Source organism: Actinoplanes hulinensis, assembly GCF_019429605.1.
Taxonomy (GTDB): domain Bacteria; phylum Actinomycetota; class Actinomycetes; order Mycobacteriales; family Micromonosporaceae; genus Actinoplanes; species Actinoplanes campanulatus.
In genome coordinates, this window is sequence record NZ_JAHXZI010000005.1 from 262454 (window position 1) to 281181 (window position 18728).

At 72.2% G+C, this 18728-nt stretch carries 20 protein-coding genes; 14 read left to right on the forward strand and 6 right to left on the reverse strand.

Annotation, left to right across the window (positions count from 1 at the left end):
* From KZ829_RS11805 to KZ829_RS11815, 3 genes are read left to right on the forward strand one after another with little or no spacing between them, the layout of a single operon-like run.
* A complete protein-coding gene (locus KZ829_RS11805; protein WP_220143888.1) occupies positions 1-735 on the forward strand; it encodes a (Fe-S)-binding protein in 735 nt (244 codons plus the stop codon).
* Positions 732-2159, forward strand: coding sequence for a LutB/LldF family L-lactate oxidation iron-sulfur protein (locus KZ829_RS11810; RefSeq protein ID WP_220143889.1), 1428 nt, complete (start codon positions 732-734; stop codon positions 2157-2159). Before KZ829_RS11805 ends, KZ829_RS11810 begins: the two co-directional genes overlap by 4 nt.
* The gene (locus KZ829_RS11815; RefSeq protein ID WP_220143890.1) at positions 2156-2758 is read left to right on the forward strand and encodes a LutC/YkgG family protein; all 603 of its coding nucleotides are present in this window, start codon (positions 2156-2158) and stop codon (positions 2756-2758) included. Before KZ829_RS11810 ends, KZ829_RS11815 begins: the two co-directional genes overlap by 4 nt.
* A 60-nt stretch (positions 2759-2818) precedes the next feature.
* Here KZ829_RS11815 and KZ829_RS11820 read toward each other — a convergent pair whose 3' ends face one another.
* Complete coding sequence (locus tag KZ829_RS11820) at positions 2819-3196, reverse strand: response regulator (protein ID WP_220143891.1); 378 nt, start codon at positions 3194-3196, stop codon at positions 2819-2821.
* Positions 3197-3231: 35 nt separating this feature from the next.
* Here KZ829_RS11820 and KZ829_RS11825 point away from each other — a divergent pair, with 35 nt between their 5' ends.
* From KZ829_RS11825 to KZ829_RS11860, 8 genes are all read left to right on the forward strand, one after another.
* Positions 3232-4947 (forward strand): Hpt domain-containing protein, encoded by a 1716-nt coding sequence (locus KZ829_RS11825; RefSeq protein ID WP_308285440.1) that lies wholly within the window; start codon positions 3232-3234, stop codon positions 4945-4947.
* A gap of 58 nt (positions 4948-5005) precedes the next feature.
* Positions 5006-6082, forward strand: a complete 1077-nt coding sequence (locus KZ829_RS11830; protein ID WP_220143892.1) for an efflux RND transporter periplasmic adaptor subunit — start codon at positions 5006-5008, stop codon at positions 6080-6082.
* Between the two features lie 55 nt (positions 6083-6137).
* Entirely contained in the window at positions 6138-7193 is a 1056-nt protein-coding gene (locus tag KZ829_RS11835) for an efflux RND transporter periplasmic adaptor subunit (protein WP_308285441.1), read from the forward strand.
* Complete coding sequence (locus KZ829_RS11840) at positions 7190-7909, forward strand: ABC transporter ATP-binding protein (RefSeq protein ID WP_220143893.1); 720 nt, start codon at positions 7190-7192, stop codon at positions 7907-7909. Before KZ829_RS11835 ends, KZ829_RS11840 begins: the two co-directional genes overlap by 4 nt.
* Before the next feature lies 1 nt (position 7910).
* Entirely contained in the window at positions 7911-9053 is a 1143-nt protein-coding gene (locus KZ829_RS11845; RefSeq protein ID WP_220143894.1) for an ABC transporter permease, read from the forward strand.
* A gap of 8 nt (positions 9054-9061) precedes the next feature.
* Entirely contained in the window at positions 9062-9526 is a 465-nt protein-coding gene (locus tag KZ829_RS11850) for a DUF5666 domain-containing protein (RefSeq protein WP_308285442.1), read from the forward strand.
* Between the two features lie 154 nt (positions 9527-9680).
* The gene (locus KZ829_RS11855) at positions 9681-10475 is read left to right on the forward strand and encodes an isocitrate lyase/PEP mutase family protein (protein ID WP_220143896.1); all 795 of its coding nucleotides are present in this window, start codon (positions 9681-9683) and stop codon (positions 10473-10475) included.
* A gap of 112 nt (positions 10476-10587) precedes the next feature.
* Positions 10588-12069 carry a lysyl oxidase family protein gene (locus KZ829_RS11860; protein WP_220143897.1) on the forward strand — a complete coding sequence of 494 codons (1482 nt, stop codon included), beginning with the start codon at positions 10588-10590 and terminating at the stop codon, positions 12067-12069.
* On the opposite strand, the gene menC is transcribed toward KZ829_RS11860, so the two are convergent.
* Genes menC through KZ829_RS11875 form a run of 3 tightly spaced genes read right to left on the reverse strand, consistent with a single transcriptional unit; the run spans position 12059 to position 14483 of the window.
* Positions 12059-13171: an o-succinylbenzoate synthase gene (menC, locus tag KZ829_RS11865; protein ID WP_220143898.1), complete on the reverse strand. Its 1113-nt coding sequence runs from the start codon at positions 13169-13171 to the stop codon at positions 12059-12061. The two genes, KZ829_RS11860 and menC, sit on opposite strands and share 11 nt — an antisense overlap.
* A complete protein-coding gene (locus KZ829_RS11870) occupies positions 13168-13812 on the reverse strand; it encodes a MurR/RpiR family transcriptional regulator (RefSeq protein ID WP_220143899.1) in 645 nt (214 codons plus the stop codon). Before KZ829_RS11870 ends, menC begins: the two co-directional genes overlap by 4 nt.
* Entirely contained in the window at positions 13809-14483 is a 675-nt protein-coding gene (locus KZ829_RS11875) for a GNAT family N-acetyltransferase (RefSeq protein WP_220143900.1), read from the reverse strand. The genes KZ829_RS11870 and KZ829_RS11875 overlap by 4 nt, the downstream gene beginning before the upstream one ends.
* 96 nt (positions 14484-14579) lie before the next feature.
* On the opposite strand from KZ829_RS11875, the gene KZ829_RS11880 reads away from it, so the two are divergent.
* From KZ829_RS11880 to KZ829_RS11890, 3 genes are all read left to right on the forward strand, one after another.
* Complete coding sequence (locus tag KZ829_RS11880) at positions 14580-15692, forward strand: M20/M25/M40 family metallo-hydrolase (protein WP_220143901.1); 1113 nt, start codon at positions 14580-14582, stop codon at positions 15690-15692.
* A 187-nt stretch (positions 15693-15879) separates the two neighbouring features.
* Positions 15880-16137, forward strand: coding sequence for a DUF3040 domain-containing protein (locus KZ829_RS11885; protein ID WP_220143902.1), 258 nt, complete (start codon positions 15880-15882; stop codon positions 16135-16137).
* Positions 16138-16187: 50 nt separating this feature from the next.
* Positions 16188-17558 (forward strand): sensor histidine kinase, encoded by a 1371-nt coding sequence (locus KZ829_RS11890; protein ID WP_220143903.1) that lies wholly within the window; start codon positions 16188-16190, stop codon positions 17556-17558.
* A gap of 51 nt (positions 17559-17609) precedes the next feature.
* On the opposite strand, the gene KZ829_RS11895 is transcribed toward KZ829_RS11890, so the two are convergent.
* Together KZ829_RS11895 and KZ829_RS45000 are read right to left on the reverse strand one after the other, a co-directional pair.
* Positions 17610-18146, reverse strand: coding sequence for a hypothetical protein (locus KZ829_RS11895; RefSeq protein ID WP_220143904.1), 537 nt, complete (start codon positions 18144-18146; stop codon positions 17610-17612).
* A 116-nt stretch (positions 18147-18262) separates the two neighbouring features.
* Complete coding sequence (locus tag KZ829_RS45000) at positions 18263-18712, reverse strand: hypothetical protein (protein ID WP_443611882.1); 450 nt, start codon at positions 18710-18712, stop codon at positions 18263-18265.
* Between the last annotated feature and the right edge of the window lie 16 nt (positions 18713-18728).

Consider the following 18728-nt stretch of genomic DNA (forward strand, 5'->3'; position numbering starts at 1 on the left):
GTGCGGATCGCGCTCTTCGCCACCTGCCTGGCCGACACGCTCTTCCCGGAGGCGGCCAAGGCCACGGTGCGGCTGCTCGAACGGCTCGGGCACGAGGTGGTGTTCCCGTTCGAACAGACCTGCTGCGGGCAGATGCACATCAACACGGGCTATCAGAAGGAAGCGCTGCCGCTGGTCAAGCGATACGCGCAAACCTTCGATCCGTACGAGGTGATCGTCGTGCCGTCGGGGTCCTGCGCCGGATCGATCCGTCACCAGCACGCCATGGTCGCGTCGTCCTACGGCGACGCCGGGCTCGCCGCCCGCAGCGAGTCCGTGGCGGCCCGCACCTACGAGCTGTCCGAGCTGCTCATCGACGTGCTGAAGGTCGAGGACGTGGGGGCCTACTACCCGCACCGGGTCACCTACCACCCGACCTGCCACTCGCTGCGGATGATCCGGGTCGGTGACAAGCCGCTGCGGCTGCTGCGGCAGGTCCGCGGACTCGACCTGGTGGAGCTGCCCGCGGCGGAGCAGTGCTGCGGGTTCGGCGGCACGTTCGCGCTCAAGAACGCGGAGACGTCCACCGCCATGCTGGCCGACAAGATGACGAACATCGTGTCCACCGGGGCGGACGTGTGCACGGCCGGCGACACGTCCTGCCTCATGCACATCGGCGGCGGGTTGTCCCGTCTGCGTACCGGGGTGCGGACCGTCCACCTCGCCGAGATCCTGGCCTCGACGGAGTCCTCATGACCACCTTTCTCGGGATGCCGGCCACCGCGCCGCGCGGCGTCGGGCACCTCCGCGGTGACCAGCCGTTCCCGCGCGCCGCACACGACGCCCTCGGCAACTCGCAGATGCGGCGCAACCTGCGGCACGCCACCACCACGATCCGCGGCAAGTCCGGCCGGGTCATCGCCGAACTGCCGGACTGGCAGCGGCTGCGCGACGCCGGATCGGCGATCAAGGCCGACGTGATGTCCCGGCTCCCTGAGCTTCTGATCCAGCTGGAAGCCCGGGTGACCGGGGCCGGTGGCGTCGTGCACTGGGCCGCCGACGCCAACGAGGCCAACCGGATCGTCACCGGCCTGGTCCGGCAGACCGGCTCCGAACGGGTCATCAAGGTCAAGTCGATGGCCACCCAGGAGATCGGGCTCAACGAGGCACTGGAGGACGCCGGGATCACGCCGGTCGAGACCGACCTCGCCGAACTGATCGTGCAGCTCGGCGACGACAAGCCCAGCCACATCCTCGTACCGGCCATCCACCGGAACCGGTCCGAGATCCGGGAGATCTTCCTGCGGGCCATGCCCGGGGTCGACCCCGCGCTGACCGACGACCCACCGGTGCTGGCCGCGGCCGCCCGGCGCTACCTGCGGGAGACGTTCCTCTCCACCTCCGTGGCGGTCAGCGGGGCCAACTTCGCCATCGCCGACACCGGCACCCTCGGGGTGGTCGAATCCGAGGGCAACGGGCGGATGTGCCTCACCCTGCCGGACACCCTGATCACCGTGATGGGCATCGAGAAGGTGCTGCCCACCTGGCGTGACCTGGAAGTCTTCCTGCAACTGCTGCCGCGGGCGTCGACCGGGGAGCGGATGAACCCGTACACCACCATGTGGACCGGCGTCACCCCCGGCGACGGGCCGCAGAACTTCCACCTGGTGCTGCTCGACAACGGGCGCAGCGCGGTCCTCGCCGACACCGTGGGACGGCAGGCGCTGCACTGCATCCGCTGCTCGGCCTGCCTCAACGTGTGCCCGGTCTACGAGCGGACCGGCGGGCACGCGTACGGGTCGGTCTACCCGGGGCCGATCGGGGCGGTGCTGTCGCCGCAGCTCACCGGCATCGAGGACAACGCGTCCCTGCCGTACGCGTCGTCGCTCTGCGGGGCCTGCTTCGACGCCTGCCCGGTCAAGATCGATATTCCGTCGATGCTGGTGCACCTGCGCAACAAGGCGCCGCACTCGCCGGCCGAGAGGGCGGCCATGGCGGCCGCCGCCTACACCATGAGCCGGCCGCGCCTCTACGCGTCGGCTCAGCGGGCGGCCAAGATGGCCCGGATCGTGGGGCGGCGCGGGCGCGGCCTGCCGCCGCCGCTGTCCGGCTGGACGGCCGGGCGCGACCTGCCCGAATTCCCGAAACAGACCTTCCGCGATTGGTGGGCCCAGCGATGAGTTCCTCCCGGGAGTTGATCCTGGACCGGATTCGGGCCGCCCTGCGGGACGCGCCCGTCGTCGGTGAGGTGCCGCGGGAGTACCGGCCGGCCGGGAGCAATACCGCGGACCTCGACGTGCTGATCGACCGGCTCGCCGACTACAAGGCCGAGGTCTACCGGGTCAGCGCCGGCGAGGTGGCGGCCACCGCCGCGCGCCTCGCCGGGGAAGGGGGCGCGGTGCTCGTACCCCCTGGTCTGCCTCTGGAATGGCGCCCGGAGGGTGCCCTCACCGACGACGGCCTCGCGCCGGACCGCATCGCCTCGGCCGGCGCCGTGCTCACCGCGGCGGCCGTCGCCGTCGCCGAGACCGGGACCATCGTCCTGGACGCCTCACCCGACCAGGGGCGGCGCATCATCACCCTGCTGCCGGACGTGCACGTCTGCGTGCTCCGCCCGGATCAGGTGGTCGCCTCGGTGCCGGACGCGATCGCCCGCCTCGACCCGCGCCGCCCCCTGACCTGGATCAGCGGGCCCTCGGCGACCAGCGACATCGAACTGAACCGGGTCGAGGGCGTCCACGGCCCCCGCCACCTGCACGTCCTCATCCTCGACTCCTGAATCCTGGCCCGACCAGCCGAGCTGCGGTCGGGAACGGCGTAGGCCGTACCGGGGAGGGCTTCAAGGAAGGGTGAGGGTCTCGACGCGGGCCAGGAGGTCCTGGGCGGTGAAGGGCCTGGCCAGACAGTCGTCGGCGCCCGCGTCGAAGGCGGCCGCGGCGTCCAGCCCGCGGCCCTGTTCGGTGAGCAGCAGGATGGGGATGTCGGCGGTGCACCGGTCGGCGCGGATGGCGCGGCAGAGCCGGCCGGCGGACATCGCCCCGGCGGTGTGGTCGAGGCCCGTGCCGAGGACGGCGCAGTCGGGCGGGTGGGCGTGGGCCGCGCGCAGGGCGGCCTCGCCGGTGTCGCGGGACGCCACCTCCAGGCCCGCCGAGTGGAGCACCGTCTCGATGAGGCGCAGCAGGGTCGGATCGTCGTCGACCACGAGGACGGAAGTCACCACAACCTCCTTGATCGCTACCTAGAGTAAATGCCGTGTCGGCGTCCGGCTGGACGATGGGCCGCCTGCTCCGGTTCGGGATCGCGGTCGCGCTGGCGGCGGTCGCGCTGGTGGGGGTCACCGGGTTTCTGCGTAACAACGAGATCCTCCAGGCGCAGACGGCGGTTCTGCGTTCCGAGCGGGTGCTCGGCCGGATCGGGGAGCTGCGAGCGATCGTTCAGGCGGAGCCGGTCGCGGCGGACGCGTTACGGCTGCGCGCCGCGGAACTGGGCGAGGTGGCCGGCGCCGATCCGGTGCACCAGCGGTTGTTGGCGCAGGTGGGTGCGCCGGGGCCGGACGTGGCGGGGATGCGGGCCGCCGTCGAGGAGATGCGGCGGCACGAGGAGACGCGGCTCGACCGCGGCCTGCGGGAACTCGGCGCCGTCTCGCGGACCAACCGGTGGCTGATCGTCTGGGTGTCGGTGGTGGCGGCGCTCGCGGTCCTGATCGGCGGTCGCCTGCTGGTGTGGCGCTGCGGCCGGACCGCCGGGGAGATCGCCGCCGCCGCACGCCGTGCCCGGCCCGCGCCTGTGGACGGTCCCCGTGAGCTGGCCGAGCTGGCCACCGCCTGGAACGAGTCGCTGGCCGCCGGTGCGGCGGCCCGTGCGGCGACCAGGACGGAGGCGGCCGCGGCGCATGCGGCCGGTTCGGCGTTCGTGGACGCGATGCGGCGGGAGATCCGTACGCCGATGACCGCCCTCACCGGCATGACCGGCCTGCTGCTGGAGACGCCCCTGGACACCCGGCAGCGGGCGCTGGCCGAGACCGTGCACGCCAGCGGGTCGGCGCTGCTCACCGTGGTCGGCGACCGGCTCGACCTGGCCGCGGCCGAGGCCGGTGACCTGGTTCTGGAGCGGCGGCCGTTCTCGCTGCGCGACTGTGTGCGGCGGGCGCTGGAACCGGTCGCCGCCGAGGCCGCGGCCAAGACCCTGCACCTGGAAGGTCGTCTCGCGCCGGGCTGCCCAGAGTGGGCCGGCGGTGACGAGCGGTGGGTACGCCGGATCCTGACGGCGCTGCTGCGCCAGGCCGTCGCCGGGACCGGGCACGGCACCGTCACGGTCACCGTGTCGGAGACCGAGGGGGCCATCCGGTTCGCGGTGGCCGACACCGGACTGGGCGTGCCGGCCGAGCGGCACAGCGACGCCGGGGTGCTGCTGGCGGGGCGGCTGGCCGAGGCGATGGGCGGCGGGATCACCACGGAGTACCGCCCGGGGGAGGGCGCCACGGTCACCGTCACGGTGCACTTGGACGAGGTGGAGCAGCCGGAGCGGTCCGGGGAGCCGTACGCCGATGTGGAACCCGGACCGCGCGACAGCGAGCCGGACATGATCCGTGCCCGCGCCGAGGTGATCGCCGGGCCGGAGGCCGGGGCGCCGGAGCGCCGCCGTCTCGCCGGGATCATGCACCGATTCGCCGACCGCCTGCCCGGTGTGCTCGACCGGATGGACCGGGCGGTGGCCGACGGCGACACCCGCAACCTGGCCCGGCTGGCGCACGGCCTCAAGGTGTCGGCGGCCACCCTGGGCGCGAACCGGTTCGCGGCGCTCTGCGCGGACCTGGAGGATCGCGCCCACCACGCGCACGGCGACCCGGCGCCGGTGCTGCGGGATCTGCACGAGCGGGCGCGGGAGGTGGGCGACAGCATGGAGTCGGTGTCCCGGCGGCTCACCCGCGAGCCGCACCGGCCCGATCCCGCGGCGGTACGCCGGTGAGCAGCAGGAGCGGTAAAAGCCCGGCGGATCCCGGTGCGAACAGCCACAATCAACCGGTGTGAGCAGGAAAACGGGGCGAAACGGTCGGCGGATCGGCGCCCTCCTCGTGGTGGCGGGCGCCGTGGCCGCCGGGATCATCCTGGCCGTGCAGCGGAACCATACGGTCACACCGGCCCCCACCGTGGTAGCCGACCGAGGCGAGGTCACCCGGGTCGTGGCGACCACCGGCACGGTCGAACCCGCCGCCACCCTCGGCCTGGCGTTCGGGGTGAACGGCACCGTCGCGTCGGTGTCGGTACGCCCCGGCAACCGGGTCACCAAGGGTCAGGCCCTCGCCGCGCTCGACGGCGCCGGCGCGGCCGACGACGTGACCGATGCCGAGGCCGCCCTGTCCGAGGCGCAGAGCCGGCTCACCGAGGCGAGGAGCGTCTCGGTGAGCACCACGGCCAGCGCCACCGCCTGCGCCCGGCCGAAGGCGGCGGCCGCCGGACCGTGCGCCACCCGGGGCTACCCGGACACCGGCGGCGATCCGGTCCTCACCGCCGAACAGCAGGTCCACCGGGCCGCGCACCGGGTCGAGGAGGCCGAGGAGGCACTCAAGGGCACGACCCTCAAGGCGCCGATCGCGGGCACCGTGCTCGCCGTCGAGGGCAGCGTCGGCGACCACGTACAGCGCGGGTCCACCTTCGTGAGCCTGGCCGACACGTACGCCATGCGGGTCCGCGCCGCGTTCCCGGAGGCCGACGCCGTCGCCCTCGAGACCGGCCAGTCCGCCACCATCACACCGGCCGGTTCCGACGGCACGTACGCCGGCGAGGTGGTGCAGGTCGACCCGGTCGGCACCTCGGACGGCACCCTGGTCCGGTACGGCGTGCTGCTGTCCGTCGCCCACCCGCCGAGTGACCTGCTGGTCGGGCAGAGCGCCCAGGTCGAGGTTCGTACCGGCCAGGTGGACAGCGCGCTGCGGGTGCCGTCGACCGCGGTTCACGACGTCTCCGGCGACTCCGGCACGGTGCTGATGCGCAGCGGCGGGAAGCCGGTCGAGCGCACCGTGACGCTCGGGTTGCGGGGCGACGAGTACACCGAGATAACCGGCGGGCTCATCGAGGGCGACCAGGTCGTACGTTTCCGGTGATCGCGGAATCCGTGGAACACCGGATCACGAACCGCCCGGAAGGCATGATGACGGTGTGAACGCGCTGCGCCGTCCCACCACGGTGGTGAACGCCCTGCTGGTGCTGCTGATCGTCGGTGCCGGGCTCTGGAGCTGGACCCTGCTGCGGGACGGCTCGGGGACGGCCCGGGCGAGCGCCGGAGGCGTGCGGACGGTGACCGTCACCGAGGGCACGGTCACCCGGACCGTGTCCGCGGACGGCACCGTGGCCGGCGCCGCCACCGCCACCGCCACCTTCACCACGCCCGGAACGGTCACCTCGATCAAGGTGAAGGTCGGCGACCGGGTCGGCGCGGGCGCACTGCTGGCCCGGGTCGACCCCACCGGCGCCGAACGCGACCTGGAACTGGCCCGGGCCGACCTGGCGGCCGCCGAGGACGCGGTGGACCGTGCCGAGGATGCCGGCACCGACACGGGCCCCGCGGCCGACGCCGTCACCGAGGCCGAACTGACCGTCGACGAGGCGGAGGCCGCGGTCGCCGGGACGAAGCTGACCGCGCCGATGGGCGGGACGGTGATCGCGGTCAACGGGTCGCTGGGCGGGTCGAGCACCACGGACGAGAGCGGGTTCGTCGACCTCGCCGACCTGAACAAGCTCCAGATCACCGCCGCCTTCCCGGAGGCCGACGCCACCGAGCTCCAGGAGGGTCAGAGCGCCACCATCACCTGGAACGCGCTCCAGGGCGCCGAGACCACCGGCGCGGTGACCGCCGTCGCCCCCACCGCCACCAGCGAGGACGACGTGGTGACGTACGGCGTGACGGTCAGCCTCCCGGACCCGCCGGAGGGCGCCAAACCCGGCCAGACCGTGAAGGTCGCGGTCGTCACCGGCAACGTGGACAATGCCGTCATGGTCAACTCGGTGGCCGTCACCAGCACCGGCGGCCGGAAGACCGTGACCGTCCTGGGTGGCGACCGCAGGCAGGAGATCCGGCAGGTGGAGGTGGGACTGGAGGGCGACGACGTCTACCAGATCACCTCGGGCCTGGCCCTGGGCGAGCGGGTCGTGCTGCCGGCGGCCACCACCGGCAGGCGTGGCGGGTTCGCCGGCGGACCGCCGGGCCCGCGATGACCGGGCCACCCGTTCTCGACGTGCGGAACCTGACCAGGGTCTACGGTGCCGGCGCCACCGAGGTGTGCGCCCTCGACGGCGTGACCCTGCGGGTGGAGCGGGGCGAGTACGTGGCCGTCACGGGCTCGTCCGGCTCCGGCAAGTCGACGCTCATGAACATCCTGGGCTGTCTGGACACCGCCACCACCGGCGGCTACCTGCTGGACGGGGTGGATGTCGGCCGGCTCAGTGACGCGCAGCTCGCCCTGGTGCGCAACCGGCGGATCGGATTCGTCTTCCAGGCGTTCAACCTGATCCCCCGGACCAGCGCGGTGGCCAACGTCGAACTGCCCCTGGCGTACCACGGGATGAAGCCGGCCGAGCGGCGCCGCCGCGCCATGTTCGCCCTCGACCTGATCGGCCTCGCCGGCCTCGCCGACCACGAGCCGCACCAGCTCTCCGGCGGGCAGCGGCAGCGCGTCGCGGTGGCCCGGGCGCTGGTCACCGAGCCGGCCCTGCTGCTGGCCGACGAGCCCACCGGCAACCTGGACAGTCACGCCACCGAGGAGCTCCTGTCGGTGTTCGACGAGCTGAACGCGGCCGGCCGGACCATCGTGATCATCACGCATGAGGCCGGGGTGGGCGCCCGCGCGGACCGCCTGATCACACTGCTCGACGGGCGGATCGTCGAGGACTCCCGGCAGGAGCCGGCCGGACGGCACGCGGCGGCGGCCTGAGATGAGTTTCCCCGAGATCGTCCGATCCGCGTTCCGGGGCATCGGGGCCAACAAACCGCGGTCCCTGCTCACCGTGCTCGGCATCCTGATCGGCGTCGCCGCCGTCGTCCTGCTGGTCGCCGTCGGCAACGGCTCCGCGCAGGCCGTCACCGCCCGGATCGGGGCGCTCGGCGCCGACACGGTGACGATCATGGGCACCGGCCTCACCATGGAGATCGCCGAGTCCCTCGACGACCCGGTGCTCGCCCCCGGCGTACGGTCCGTCTCCCCGGTGGCCGACACCTCCGCCACCCTCACCTGGGAGGGAGCCGAGCACCGGAGCGGCTCGTTCATAGGCACCGTGCCCAGCTGGTTCACCGCCGCCGGCTCCCCGGTCGAGACCGGGGCGATCTTCACGGCCGACGACGAGGCGCAGGCCCGCCGGGTCGTGGTGATCGGGCGGACCGTCGCCGAGGAGCTGTTCCCGGGCACCGACCCGGTCGGTCAGCGGGTCACCGTCGGCGGGGCGCTGTTCAGCGTGATCGGCGTTCTGAAGGAGAGGAGGGACGCCGACGACACGGCGGTCGCCCCGATCAGCGCGGTCCAGCAGGTCCTCGCCGGGTACGGCCCGCTCAGCTCCATCCTCGTCGAGGCCGGGGACGCGTCACCGGTCGACACCGTCGAGGGGCAGGTCAGAGCGATCCTCGACACGAAACTGGAACCCGGCTCCTACCGCGTGCTGAACGCCTCCCACCTGCCCGGGACACGGGCCGCGACGGCCGGCGCCTTCACCACCCTGCTCGGCGCGGTCGCCGCCGTCAGCCTGCTCGTCGGCGGCATCGGCATCACCAACATCATGCTGGTCACGGTCACCGAGCGAACCCGCGAGATCGGCATCCGCAAGGCCCTGGGCGCGCCCCGCCGGGTGATCCTCACCCAGTTCCTCGCCGAGGCCACCCTGCTCAGTGTTATCGGTGGAGGTCTGGGCGTGGCCGTCGCCTACCTCGGCAGCCACTTCTCGATCGCCGGCGTCCAGCCGGTGATCATGCCCGGTTCGGTCGCGCTCGCCCTGGGCGTCTCCGTACTGATCGGGATCTTCTTCGGCGGCCTGCCCGCCGTCCGTGCCGCCGGCCTGCGCCCGGTCGACGCCCTCCGCTACCCATGAGGAAATCTGTGACCAGCCACGACACCGAGGCCCTGCCGCTACCGCCCGGCCTCGGCGAGGAACTCGCCGCCGCCGCCCCACGCCGCTGGTGGAACCGCACCACGATCGCCCTGCTCGGCGTGGTCCTGCTGGCCGGCGGCTTCCTCGCCGGCATCCAGGCCCACGAACGCTGGGGCACTTCGGCGCCCTCCCCGCAGAACGCGGGCGGGCCGAGCGGTGGTCCCGGTGGCCACCCGGCCGGGCCGCCCGCCGCGGGCGGCGCCACCGGGACCGTTCAGCTCGTCGACGGCGACACCCTCTACGTCACGACCGCGAACGGCCAGACGGTCACCGTCCGGACCGGCGACACCACCACGGTGAAGGTCAGCCAGACCGCCGGCCTGGAGACCCTCACCTCGGGACTGCCGGTCACGGTCGAGGGCACCCCGGACTCCGAGGGCGTCATCACGGCGACGTCGATCACGGCCGGTTGACCCTTCATCGGTACGCCGCCCGCAGTTCCCGACCGCATCCCCGGACCGTTCCGCCCTGCCGCACGGCCTCGCTGCGGCCTCCCGGCCGCAACGCCGCCGCCGGGCGGAGCCGGCCCCTCACCCTCCGTTCCCACCGTGTGCCAGGGTGACGGGTATGGATTCGCTTCGGAAACGCTTTCGGGAACTGCACACGGCCGGGACCTTCGTGATCGCCAACGCGTTCGACGTGGGGTCGGCCCGGGTGCTGGAGGAGGCCGGTTTCCTCGCCCTGGCCACCACGTCGTCGGGGCTGGCGGCCACCCTGGGGAAGCTGGATCAGCAGGTCACCAGGGATGAGCTGGTGGCCCATGTCGCGGCGATGACGGCGGGGGCCGGGGTTCCGGTGAGTGTGGACTCGGAGCGGCTGTTCGCGGAGACCGCCGAGGGGATCGCGGAGACCGTGGACCTGCTGGCGGAGGCCGGGGCTTCGGGGCTGTCGATCGAGGACTACGACCCGGTGGCCGGGGTGGTGGAATCGCTGGCGGTCAGTGTCGAGCGGGTCGGGGCCGCGGTGGAGGCCGCCCGGCGGCACGGGGTGGTGGTGACCGCCCGCGCCGAGAACTTCCTCTACGGGGCCGGGGATCTCGACGACACGATCGATCGGCTGGTGGCCTACCGGGATGCGGGGGCCGACGTGCTGTTCGCGCCCGGGGTGAAGGCCGCCGGGGACATCGAGCGGGTGGTCGCCGCCGTTCGGGCGCCGGTGAACGTGCTCACCCTGCCGGGCGCACCCAGCGTGCCGGAGCTGGGCAAGCTCGGGGTCCGGCGGGTCTCGGTGGGCGGGGCGCTGGCCTGGGCGGCCTACGGGGCGGTCCGGAACGCGGCCAGGGAGTTGCTGGACACGGGGACCACCGGGTTCCGGGCTCATGGTCTCACCCCGGCCGAGGTGAAGGCCGCCTTCGGCGGCTGACGAAGACCCGCATCGGGCGTCCCGGGTTCACGCCAACCTCCCCCACTTCACCGGCGCTTGACAGCAATGCGGGTGGGATGGCCACAAAGCCGTTCCAAGGGGGAGGAAAAACATGAAGAGGACGATCGCGATCATCGCGGCCTGTGCCGTGGTGCTGGCGAGCGCCGGCGTGGCGGAGGCGGCGGCGGTGCCGTCCCCGTTGACGCTGGTGGCCGCGAGCAGGACGGTGACGGCGGAGCGGTACGTCGACGGCGACGACGTCTATCTGTCCCTCAACCTGGGCCTGCACGTGATCGCCGGGAAGGATCCGCTGGTGATCCGGGCCAGGAGGACCGGTTACGACAAGCCGATCGTCGCGCACCGCAGCGTAGTCAAGAAGGGCAAGCGCACCTGGGTGCGGCTTCCGGCCGGCACGGTCAGGGACTTCACCGGGCTGAAGGACTTCACCACGATCACGATCGCCGACGCCAAGGGGAAGACGGTCGCGACGTACCGGACGGGGTTCTGCGGAAACTCGGACCAGTCGGCGCGCACCCGGCCGACCGCTCCGGCGACCAACCCGTACCCGATGGGGTGTGGCGGGGAGAACCCGTTCACGCTGGGCGCGGTCTGGGGTGTGCAGGCCGGCTGGAACGCCGCGATCACCGACCAGCCGCGTTCGGCGGTCACGCTGAAGAACCTGAAGGCCGGGAAGTACACGGCCACGGCGACGGTGAATCCGGCGTACCGGAAGGTGTTCGGCATCCCGGCGAAGAGCGCCACCGCCAAGGTGGCGCTGAACGTCGTCGAGGTCGAGCCGGACGCGGACAGGTCGCTGGCCGGCGGCCACGAGGCGCACGGTCAGGTCTCCGACCGGCTGCCCGAGTTCCGCGCGGCGGCGAGCCGGCCCACGGTCCTCAAGGCGGCGCCGAAGGCGGGTCCGAAGCCTGATCTGCGGTCGCTGCCGGCCTGGGGCATCGCCCTCTCCCAGGAGGACGGGAAGACGTACGTGAATTTCGGCGCCACGGTCTGGAACGCCGGCACGTCCCCGCTGGTGGTCGACGGCTTCCGGCGTACCGGAACGGATCTGATGGACGCTTACCAGTACTTCTTCGACGCCAAGGGCAAGCAGGTCGGGTCCCGGCCGGCCGGCACCATGGAGTGGGACGACCGGGAGGGCCACAAGCACTGGCACTTCACCGACTTCGCGCAGTACACGCTGCTGAGGAGTGACAAGAAGCTGGCGGTGCGCAGCGGCAAGGAGGCGTTCTGCCTGGCCAACACGGACGCGGTCGACTACACCATCGCGGGCGCGAAGTGGCGGCCGGAGAACACCTCGCTGGAGACCTCGTGCGGGGCGAACACCGTGGTGGCGGTGCGTGAGGTGCTGGACATCGGCAACGGCGACACCTACACCCAGGACCGGCCCGGCCAGTCGTTCGACATCACGAACCTGCCGAACGGCACCTACTGGATCCAGGTGAAGGCGAACCCCAGCAACCGTCTGGGCGAGCTGACCACCGGCAACAACACCGCGCTCCGCAGGATCGTGCTGGGTGGCACGAAGGCGTTGCGCACGCTCACCGTGCCGGCGGTCCACGGCATCAAGGGCTGACCGTCTCCCGGCCGGTCGTCCGCGATTCGAGGAAGTCGAGGTCGGCCTCCCAGCCCAGACCGGGCGCGGAGGGCACCTCGACGAACCCGCCGTCGCAGACGACCGGGTCGGTGGTGACGTCCCGGGCGTAGTACTTGTCCGAACCGGAGACGTCCGACGGCAGGGTGAAGCCGGGCAGCGAGCTGAGCGCCACGTTCGCGGCCCGGCCGATCCCGAACTCGTGCATGCCGCCGCACCACACCGGCATGTCGTGGGCGACGGCGAGATCGTGGGCGCGGACCGCGGGGGTGAGCCCGCCCATCCGGGAGACCTTGATGTTGAGGATCCGCCCGGCGCCCAGCCGCAGCGCGGTGACCAGGTCGTCCACCTCCTCGACCGACTCGTCCAGGCAGATCGGCGTCGCGATCCTTTCTTGGAGCGAGGCGTGCGCCACCAGGGCACGCGGCGCGTAGGGCTGCTCGATCATCAGCAGCCCGAGATCATCGAGCTCCGCGAAGACGGTCACCTCGGAGTCCGGATACGCACCGTTGGCGTCCACATGCACCGGCACGGACGGGAAGGCGGCACGGACCGCGCGGACCGGCTCGACGTCCCAGCCCGGCGCGATCTTCAGCTTCACCCGCCGGTACCCCTCGGCCACCCGGGCCTCGACCTGGGCGAGCAGGTCGTCGATGGTGGGCTCGATGCCGAGCGACACACCGGCTTCGACCTTCGCCCGCTCACCCCCGAGACCTTTCGAGAGGGGTACGCCCATCGCGCGCGACCACAGTGCCCAGCCCGCCATGTCGAACCCGGCCCGCGCGAAATGGTTCCCCCGCACCTTCGCCATCGCGGCCGCCAGCTCGGACGGATGCTCCCACCGGGCGGCGAGCACGAGCGGCGCCAGGAACGTACGGGCCACCGCCCAGCAGCTGTCCACCGTCTCGGCGGAGTAGAACGGGCCGCTCGGCGAGGCGATCTCACCCCAGCCGACCGCCCCGTCCGAACCGGTGAGCGTGACGAGGATGTGCTCCAGCTCCCGTTTGGCGTGGGAGCTGGTCTGGAACCGGTGCACGAGCGGCAACCGGACCCGGCGCAGCTCCACCTTCTCGATCCGGATCATGTCTCTTCCGTGTCTTCGGTGTACAGGCCCAGTTCCGCGGCGAGGTCGTCGCGGTCGCGCAGGCGGCGGCCGGCCCCCTTGGAGCTGGCGATGGTCAGGGTGGCGAGCAGATGCAGGGCGAGCACGACCGAGGTGGGCGAGTTCGCGTACGACGCGCTCTCGGCGCCGATCACGATGCCGGCCGTCGCATGGGAGGACAGCGGGGTGTCGTCGGCGTCGGTGATCAGCACCAGGTCGCCGCCGCGCCGCACGTACGCCGACGCCACGTCCACGGTCTCCCGGCGGTAGCGGGACATGGACACGGCGATCAGCAGGTCGCCCTGCCGGATGTCGCTGAGCACGTCGAGCGGCCGGGCCGAGGCGCCGTCGACCAGGTGCACGCCGGACAGCCCGGCGCTCAGGTCGACCGCCAGCATCGAGGCGTAGCTGAGCGACTTGCCGTGCCCGATCAGGTAGCGCCGGCGGGCCGACACGATCAGGGCGGCGGCCCGTTCGATGGCGTCCTGTTCGGCGGCCCAGGCCAGGGCCTTCTCGAACTCGGTGCGCTGTTGCTCCAGGACACGCTGTTTGAGCACCTGGGCGGAGCGGCGCTGCACGTTGCGGTCGAACCGCTCGGACGGGGTGGAGCGCCGGGTCGTCACAGTTCGGCATTCTCGAACGTGTAGACGACCCGGTCCGTGGCCCCCGGCACCCGGGCGACGCCGACCAGACGGCCGCCGGACGCGAACCGCTCCTGGAGGCTCGCGCGCAGCCGGGCCCGGTCGGACAGCGACGGCGCGGCGAACCGCGGGTCGGCCGGGGTCTGCACGGGCGGGCCCGGGACGCCGGACTTGCGGGCGTGCCACAGGTCCCAGCTGACCAGGATCCGGTCGGTGTCGCCGCCGTAGTAGCCGGGCATGAACCGGACCCCGGTGGCGCCCAGCACGGCCAGGTTGAAGTGGGCGTTGCGCAGCGCGTACGGATCGAAGGTCCACCGCATGGTGCGCGCCCCCGTGCCGCGCGCCACCTCTGCCTGCGCCTGTTTGAGCCGGCGGCCGACGCCGAGGCTCTGGGCCTCGGGCGCGACGACGGCGGCCTGCGAGTAGTGGTAGAGCTCGCCGCCGTCGACCGCGGAGAAGCCGTAGCAGAAGCCGACGACCTCGCCGGACGGGCCGAGGGCGCCGATCACCGAGCCGGAGTTCTCCCGGAGGGCGGCCAGCAGGCGGGGGCTCACCCCGTACTCCGGCTCCTCGTAGCCGAAGACCGACCGGTAGAGGCGGGCCGCCGCAGTCCACTCGGCGAGCCCGTCGAGCTCCCGCACCGACAGCTCCATGCCGCACCTCCGGGTAAAGATAGGGAACGTATAAGCGACATCCTCGCAACATCATCGCTCGTTGACAACGATGTGACGGGAACTTAGCGTTCGCATATGCCGTCACCCGAGCTCGAAGCACTGCACCGGTACACGGTCCTCGAGTCACCCACCGGGGATGCCCGGTCGCTGGCCACCCTGGCCGAGACGCTGGAGGCGGACGCCGGGCGGGCCGGTTTCACGACCGCCCGCGAGCCGCACCCGACCGGCGACCACCTGCTCTGGAGCCTGCCCGCCCGCGGCGTCGCCGGTCCGCCGATCCTGCTGCTGTCCCACTACGACACCGTGTGGCCGGTCGGCACGCTCGCCGCCATGCCCTGGTCGGTGGAGGGTGATGTGGTGCGCGGCCCCGGCGTCTACGACACCAAGGCCGGTCTCGTCGCGCTGCTCGCCGCGGCGGCCCGGATCAAGGATCAAGACCATCCGGAGGTACGGGTGATCGTCGTCGCCGACGAGGAGATCGGCTCGCCGAGCGCCGGGGATCTGGTGCGCGCCGAGGCCGGGCGGGCCGCGATGGTGCTCGGCCTGGAGCCGCCGCACCCGGGCGGCGACCTGAAGACGGGCCGCCGGGGCAGCACCCGGGCCCGGATCGAGGTGACCGGGGTGGAGGCGCACGCCGCACTGGACCCGGACGCCGGGGCCAACGCCATCGACGAGCTGGTCGACCAGCTGATCCGCTTCCGGGCGGTGGTGGCCCGGCGGCCGGTGCTGCTGAACACCGGGACGATCGCCGGCGGCGGCCGGACCAACGTGGTGGCCGGCCGGGCGCACGCCGACCTGGGGCTGCGGTTCTCCGACCCGGCCGACGAGGAGGCGCTGCTCGGCGAGCTGCGGGCGCTGCGGCCGGTCCGGGAACGGGCGGCCGTGTCGGCGCGGCTGCTGTCGCACCGGCCCACCTGGCGGCCCGACCACGCCGGGGCCGAGCTGCTGGACCGGATCCGGGGCATCGCGACCGGCCTCGGGCAGACCCTGGACGGCCGGCCGGCCGACGGTGCGGCCGACACCAACACCACCGGCGCGCTCGGGCGGCCGACCGTGGACGGGCTGGCGCCCCGCGGTGGCGGTGCGCACGCCCGTACCGAATGGGTGTCGGCCGACGGCATGGCCGAACGGACCGCCCTGCTCACCGCCCTCCTCGGCCCCTCGGGTCTGGTCCCGCGGCAGGGGTGAGCGGCTCATCGGGCGGGACGAGCTCACGGTCCGCCTCGGCCAGGGGATGCGCCGCCGGATGGCGGGGCATGTCCTCGGGCTTCTTCTCTTCCGGCTCGCGCTGATTTTTCATGTCACCTGAATTCCCTGTTCCAGCCGGTTTAGACGCGCGTCAGCCGGGTATCAGGCGGGCCTGGAGGGGAAATCGATGCTGAGCGATGATGATCGGCGCACCCTCGCCGAGCTGGAGACCGAGCTCGAAGCCGACCCCGAGTTCGCCGCGCGGATGGCCGCGCCGGAGTCCGAGGTCCGGTTCCCCATCGTCTTCGCCCTCTGCGTCGCCCTGTTCGTCCTGGTCCCGCCGCTGATGATGCTGTTCGGGTGGCCGGGTCTGATCATCACGGTTGACGTGTTCGCCACCGTCATCGCCATCACCCTGATCGCGCGCCAGCGCCGGGAGCATTGACCTCCGGCTCTCAACCATTTCTCAACCGAGCGTGCTCTCATGACGGCACCATGAGCGCGCACGCCCTGGTCGTCGATGACCGGCCCACCGTTGCCCCCGCCCGGACTCTCAGGTTCTCGCTGGTCGCCGGGATGACCGGGCTGACCGCTGTGGCACTGGCGATCACCTGGCTGACCGCGGCGCTGGTGCTCCGCTCCTACCTGCTGGAGCGCATCGACGACCAGCTAGCCGCGGCGGTGGCCCTGGTCCGGCAGGGGGCCGTGCCGTTGCCCGAACCGGGCCCGCGCTCGGCGCCGCCCGTCACCGACTACCTGGTCGAGTTCCGCAGCACCGACGGGCTCACGGTCCGGCTGGCCGGCGGCACCCCGCTGCCGGCCGAACCGCTGCTGGACAGCGCCGATCCCGCCGTGCCGGGCCCGCAGACCGTGCGTGGCGCCTACCGGGTCCGGGTCGTTCGGGGCGTCAACGGGACGGTGCTGGTCGGCCTGCCGCTGGCCCCGGTCCGGGACGCCGTCACCCGGCTCGCCGCGACCGCCGCGTTCACCGCCGTCACGGTGCTGACGCTGCTCACCGTACTGGCCCGCTGGCTGGTGATTCGCCGGCTGCGCCCGCTCGAGGAGATCGCCGCCACCGCCGGAGCGATCGCCGACGGCGACCTGGACCGGCGGGTCGGTGCCCCGGAACCGGGCAGCCCCGCGGCCCGGACCGAGGTGGGCCGGCTCTCGGTGGCGGTCGACGGCATGCTCACCCGGATTCAGACCAGCATGGCCGTGATGCGCACCTTCGTGGCGGACGCGTCGCACGAGCTGCGCACCCCGCTCACCTCGATCAGCGGCTACCTCCAGCTGATCCGCGGCGGCGCGGTCGACCTGGCCGCCCGGCCCGACGTGCTGCACCGCCTCGAGGAGGCGTCCGGCCGGATGGGCGTGCTCATCGACGGGCTGCTCTACCTGGCCCGGCTGGAGTCCGAGCCGCCGGCCCGGCGCGAACCGGTCGACCTGGCCGTGCTCGTCCACGACGCGGTCACCCACGCCCGCGCCGCCGAACCGGATCGTCCGCTGACCGTGCTGATCACCGCCCCGGTGACGGTCGTCGGCGACGAGGGCACCCTGCGCCGGGTTCTGGCCAACCTGCTTGGCAACGTCCGCGCACACACCCCGCCCGGCACCCCCGCGCGGATCACGGTGTGCGCGAACGGCGACCGCGTCCGGGTCACGGTCGCCGATCAGGGCCCCGGGATGACGGCCGAGGCGGCGGGACGGGCGTTCGAGCGGTTCTGGCGGGCGGACGCGGCACGGACGTACGCGGGTGGCTTCGGCCTGGGTCTCGCGATCGTGGCCGAGGTGGTCCGCCTCCACGGCGGTGTCACCGGCATCGACACCGGCGACGGTGTCGCCGTCTGGTTCGAGCTTCCCGTCTGACACTCATTCGCCTTGAGGGCGTCTTTGGCCCATACCGTGCAGTGGATTCGGTTACCGGTTGCGGACGATAATCGAAACGTCGATCTGGCCGACCAGACCGCCGGAAACCTTGACCCATTTGTTGGTGCTGCACGTCACGGTGCTGGAGTTCACCTGGAAACTCCGGTGAGTCATGCAGTAGAAGCCGTCGGAATCGGGCCAGCCATACCTGCCTTCGGTGCTCTCGCCGGGCTGGAGCGTGCCGGTGCCATTAGCCAAAATGCAGGTCGTTGAGTTGAAATCCTTGCAAGCGTTGAACGAACCGCCGGCGATTGAAGACCGGCTGTTGATGATGTTGGCGTCGTGCGGGGCGAACGCGCTGGACGGAAGGGCGCTGGTGGTCACCGGGGTGGGTGCCGGGGCGCCGGTGGTCACCGGGGTGATCTGGAAAGCGTTCACACCCTCGGCGGTGAGCCGCACCTCTCCGATGAGGGCGGTGGTGAATTGAGGACTGTCGGCAGTCGCGGCCGTGGCCGGTGTGGCCAGGGTGGCGCCGAGAAAGATGCTGATGGCGACTGTGGTGTACCGCAAGGTGCGCTGGCGAATCATGTGGGCAATCTACAACCGTGTTAAAAGTCTATCAATATTGATACTTACGAATTGCACTGGTAAGGTGCCGCCGTCATGCCCCGGCGCCGCCGATGTAAAGCAGGAAGGGGAAACCTTTAGTCGACGTTCTCGTCAACCAGTCGTTGTTTTTCGGGTGAAGAGGTGCCGCACAGCCCCGGCGTGTTGCGTATTGAGATTCCCGTCCGTACCGGAAACGCGGTCTTAGGATTTGTCTGTGGCTGTACCTGAATATGTGGCCCGGCTACGGGCGAAGATCGCCACGACCTGCTGATGCTGCCCGGTGCGAGCGCCGTCGTGACCGATGACGACGGGCGGATCCCGCTGGTGCGGCGGGCCGACAGCGGGAAGTGGTCGCTGCCGGCCGGGATGATCGATCCGGGCGAGCGGCCGTCGGCGATGACGAGTCGCTGGAGGTCGGCTGGTTCGAGGTGGACGTCCTGCCCGAGCTGGACGAGTAGGCGAAACTGCGGATCGAGACGGCGCTCGGGCAGGACGGTCCGGCCTGGCATGCGACGCCCGGGAAGCGGCATCCCGCGCTGAATCAACCGGACAGCATCCGAC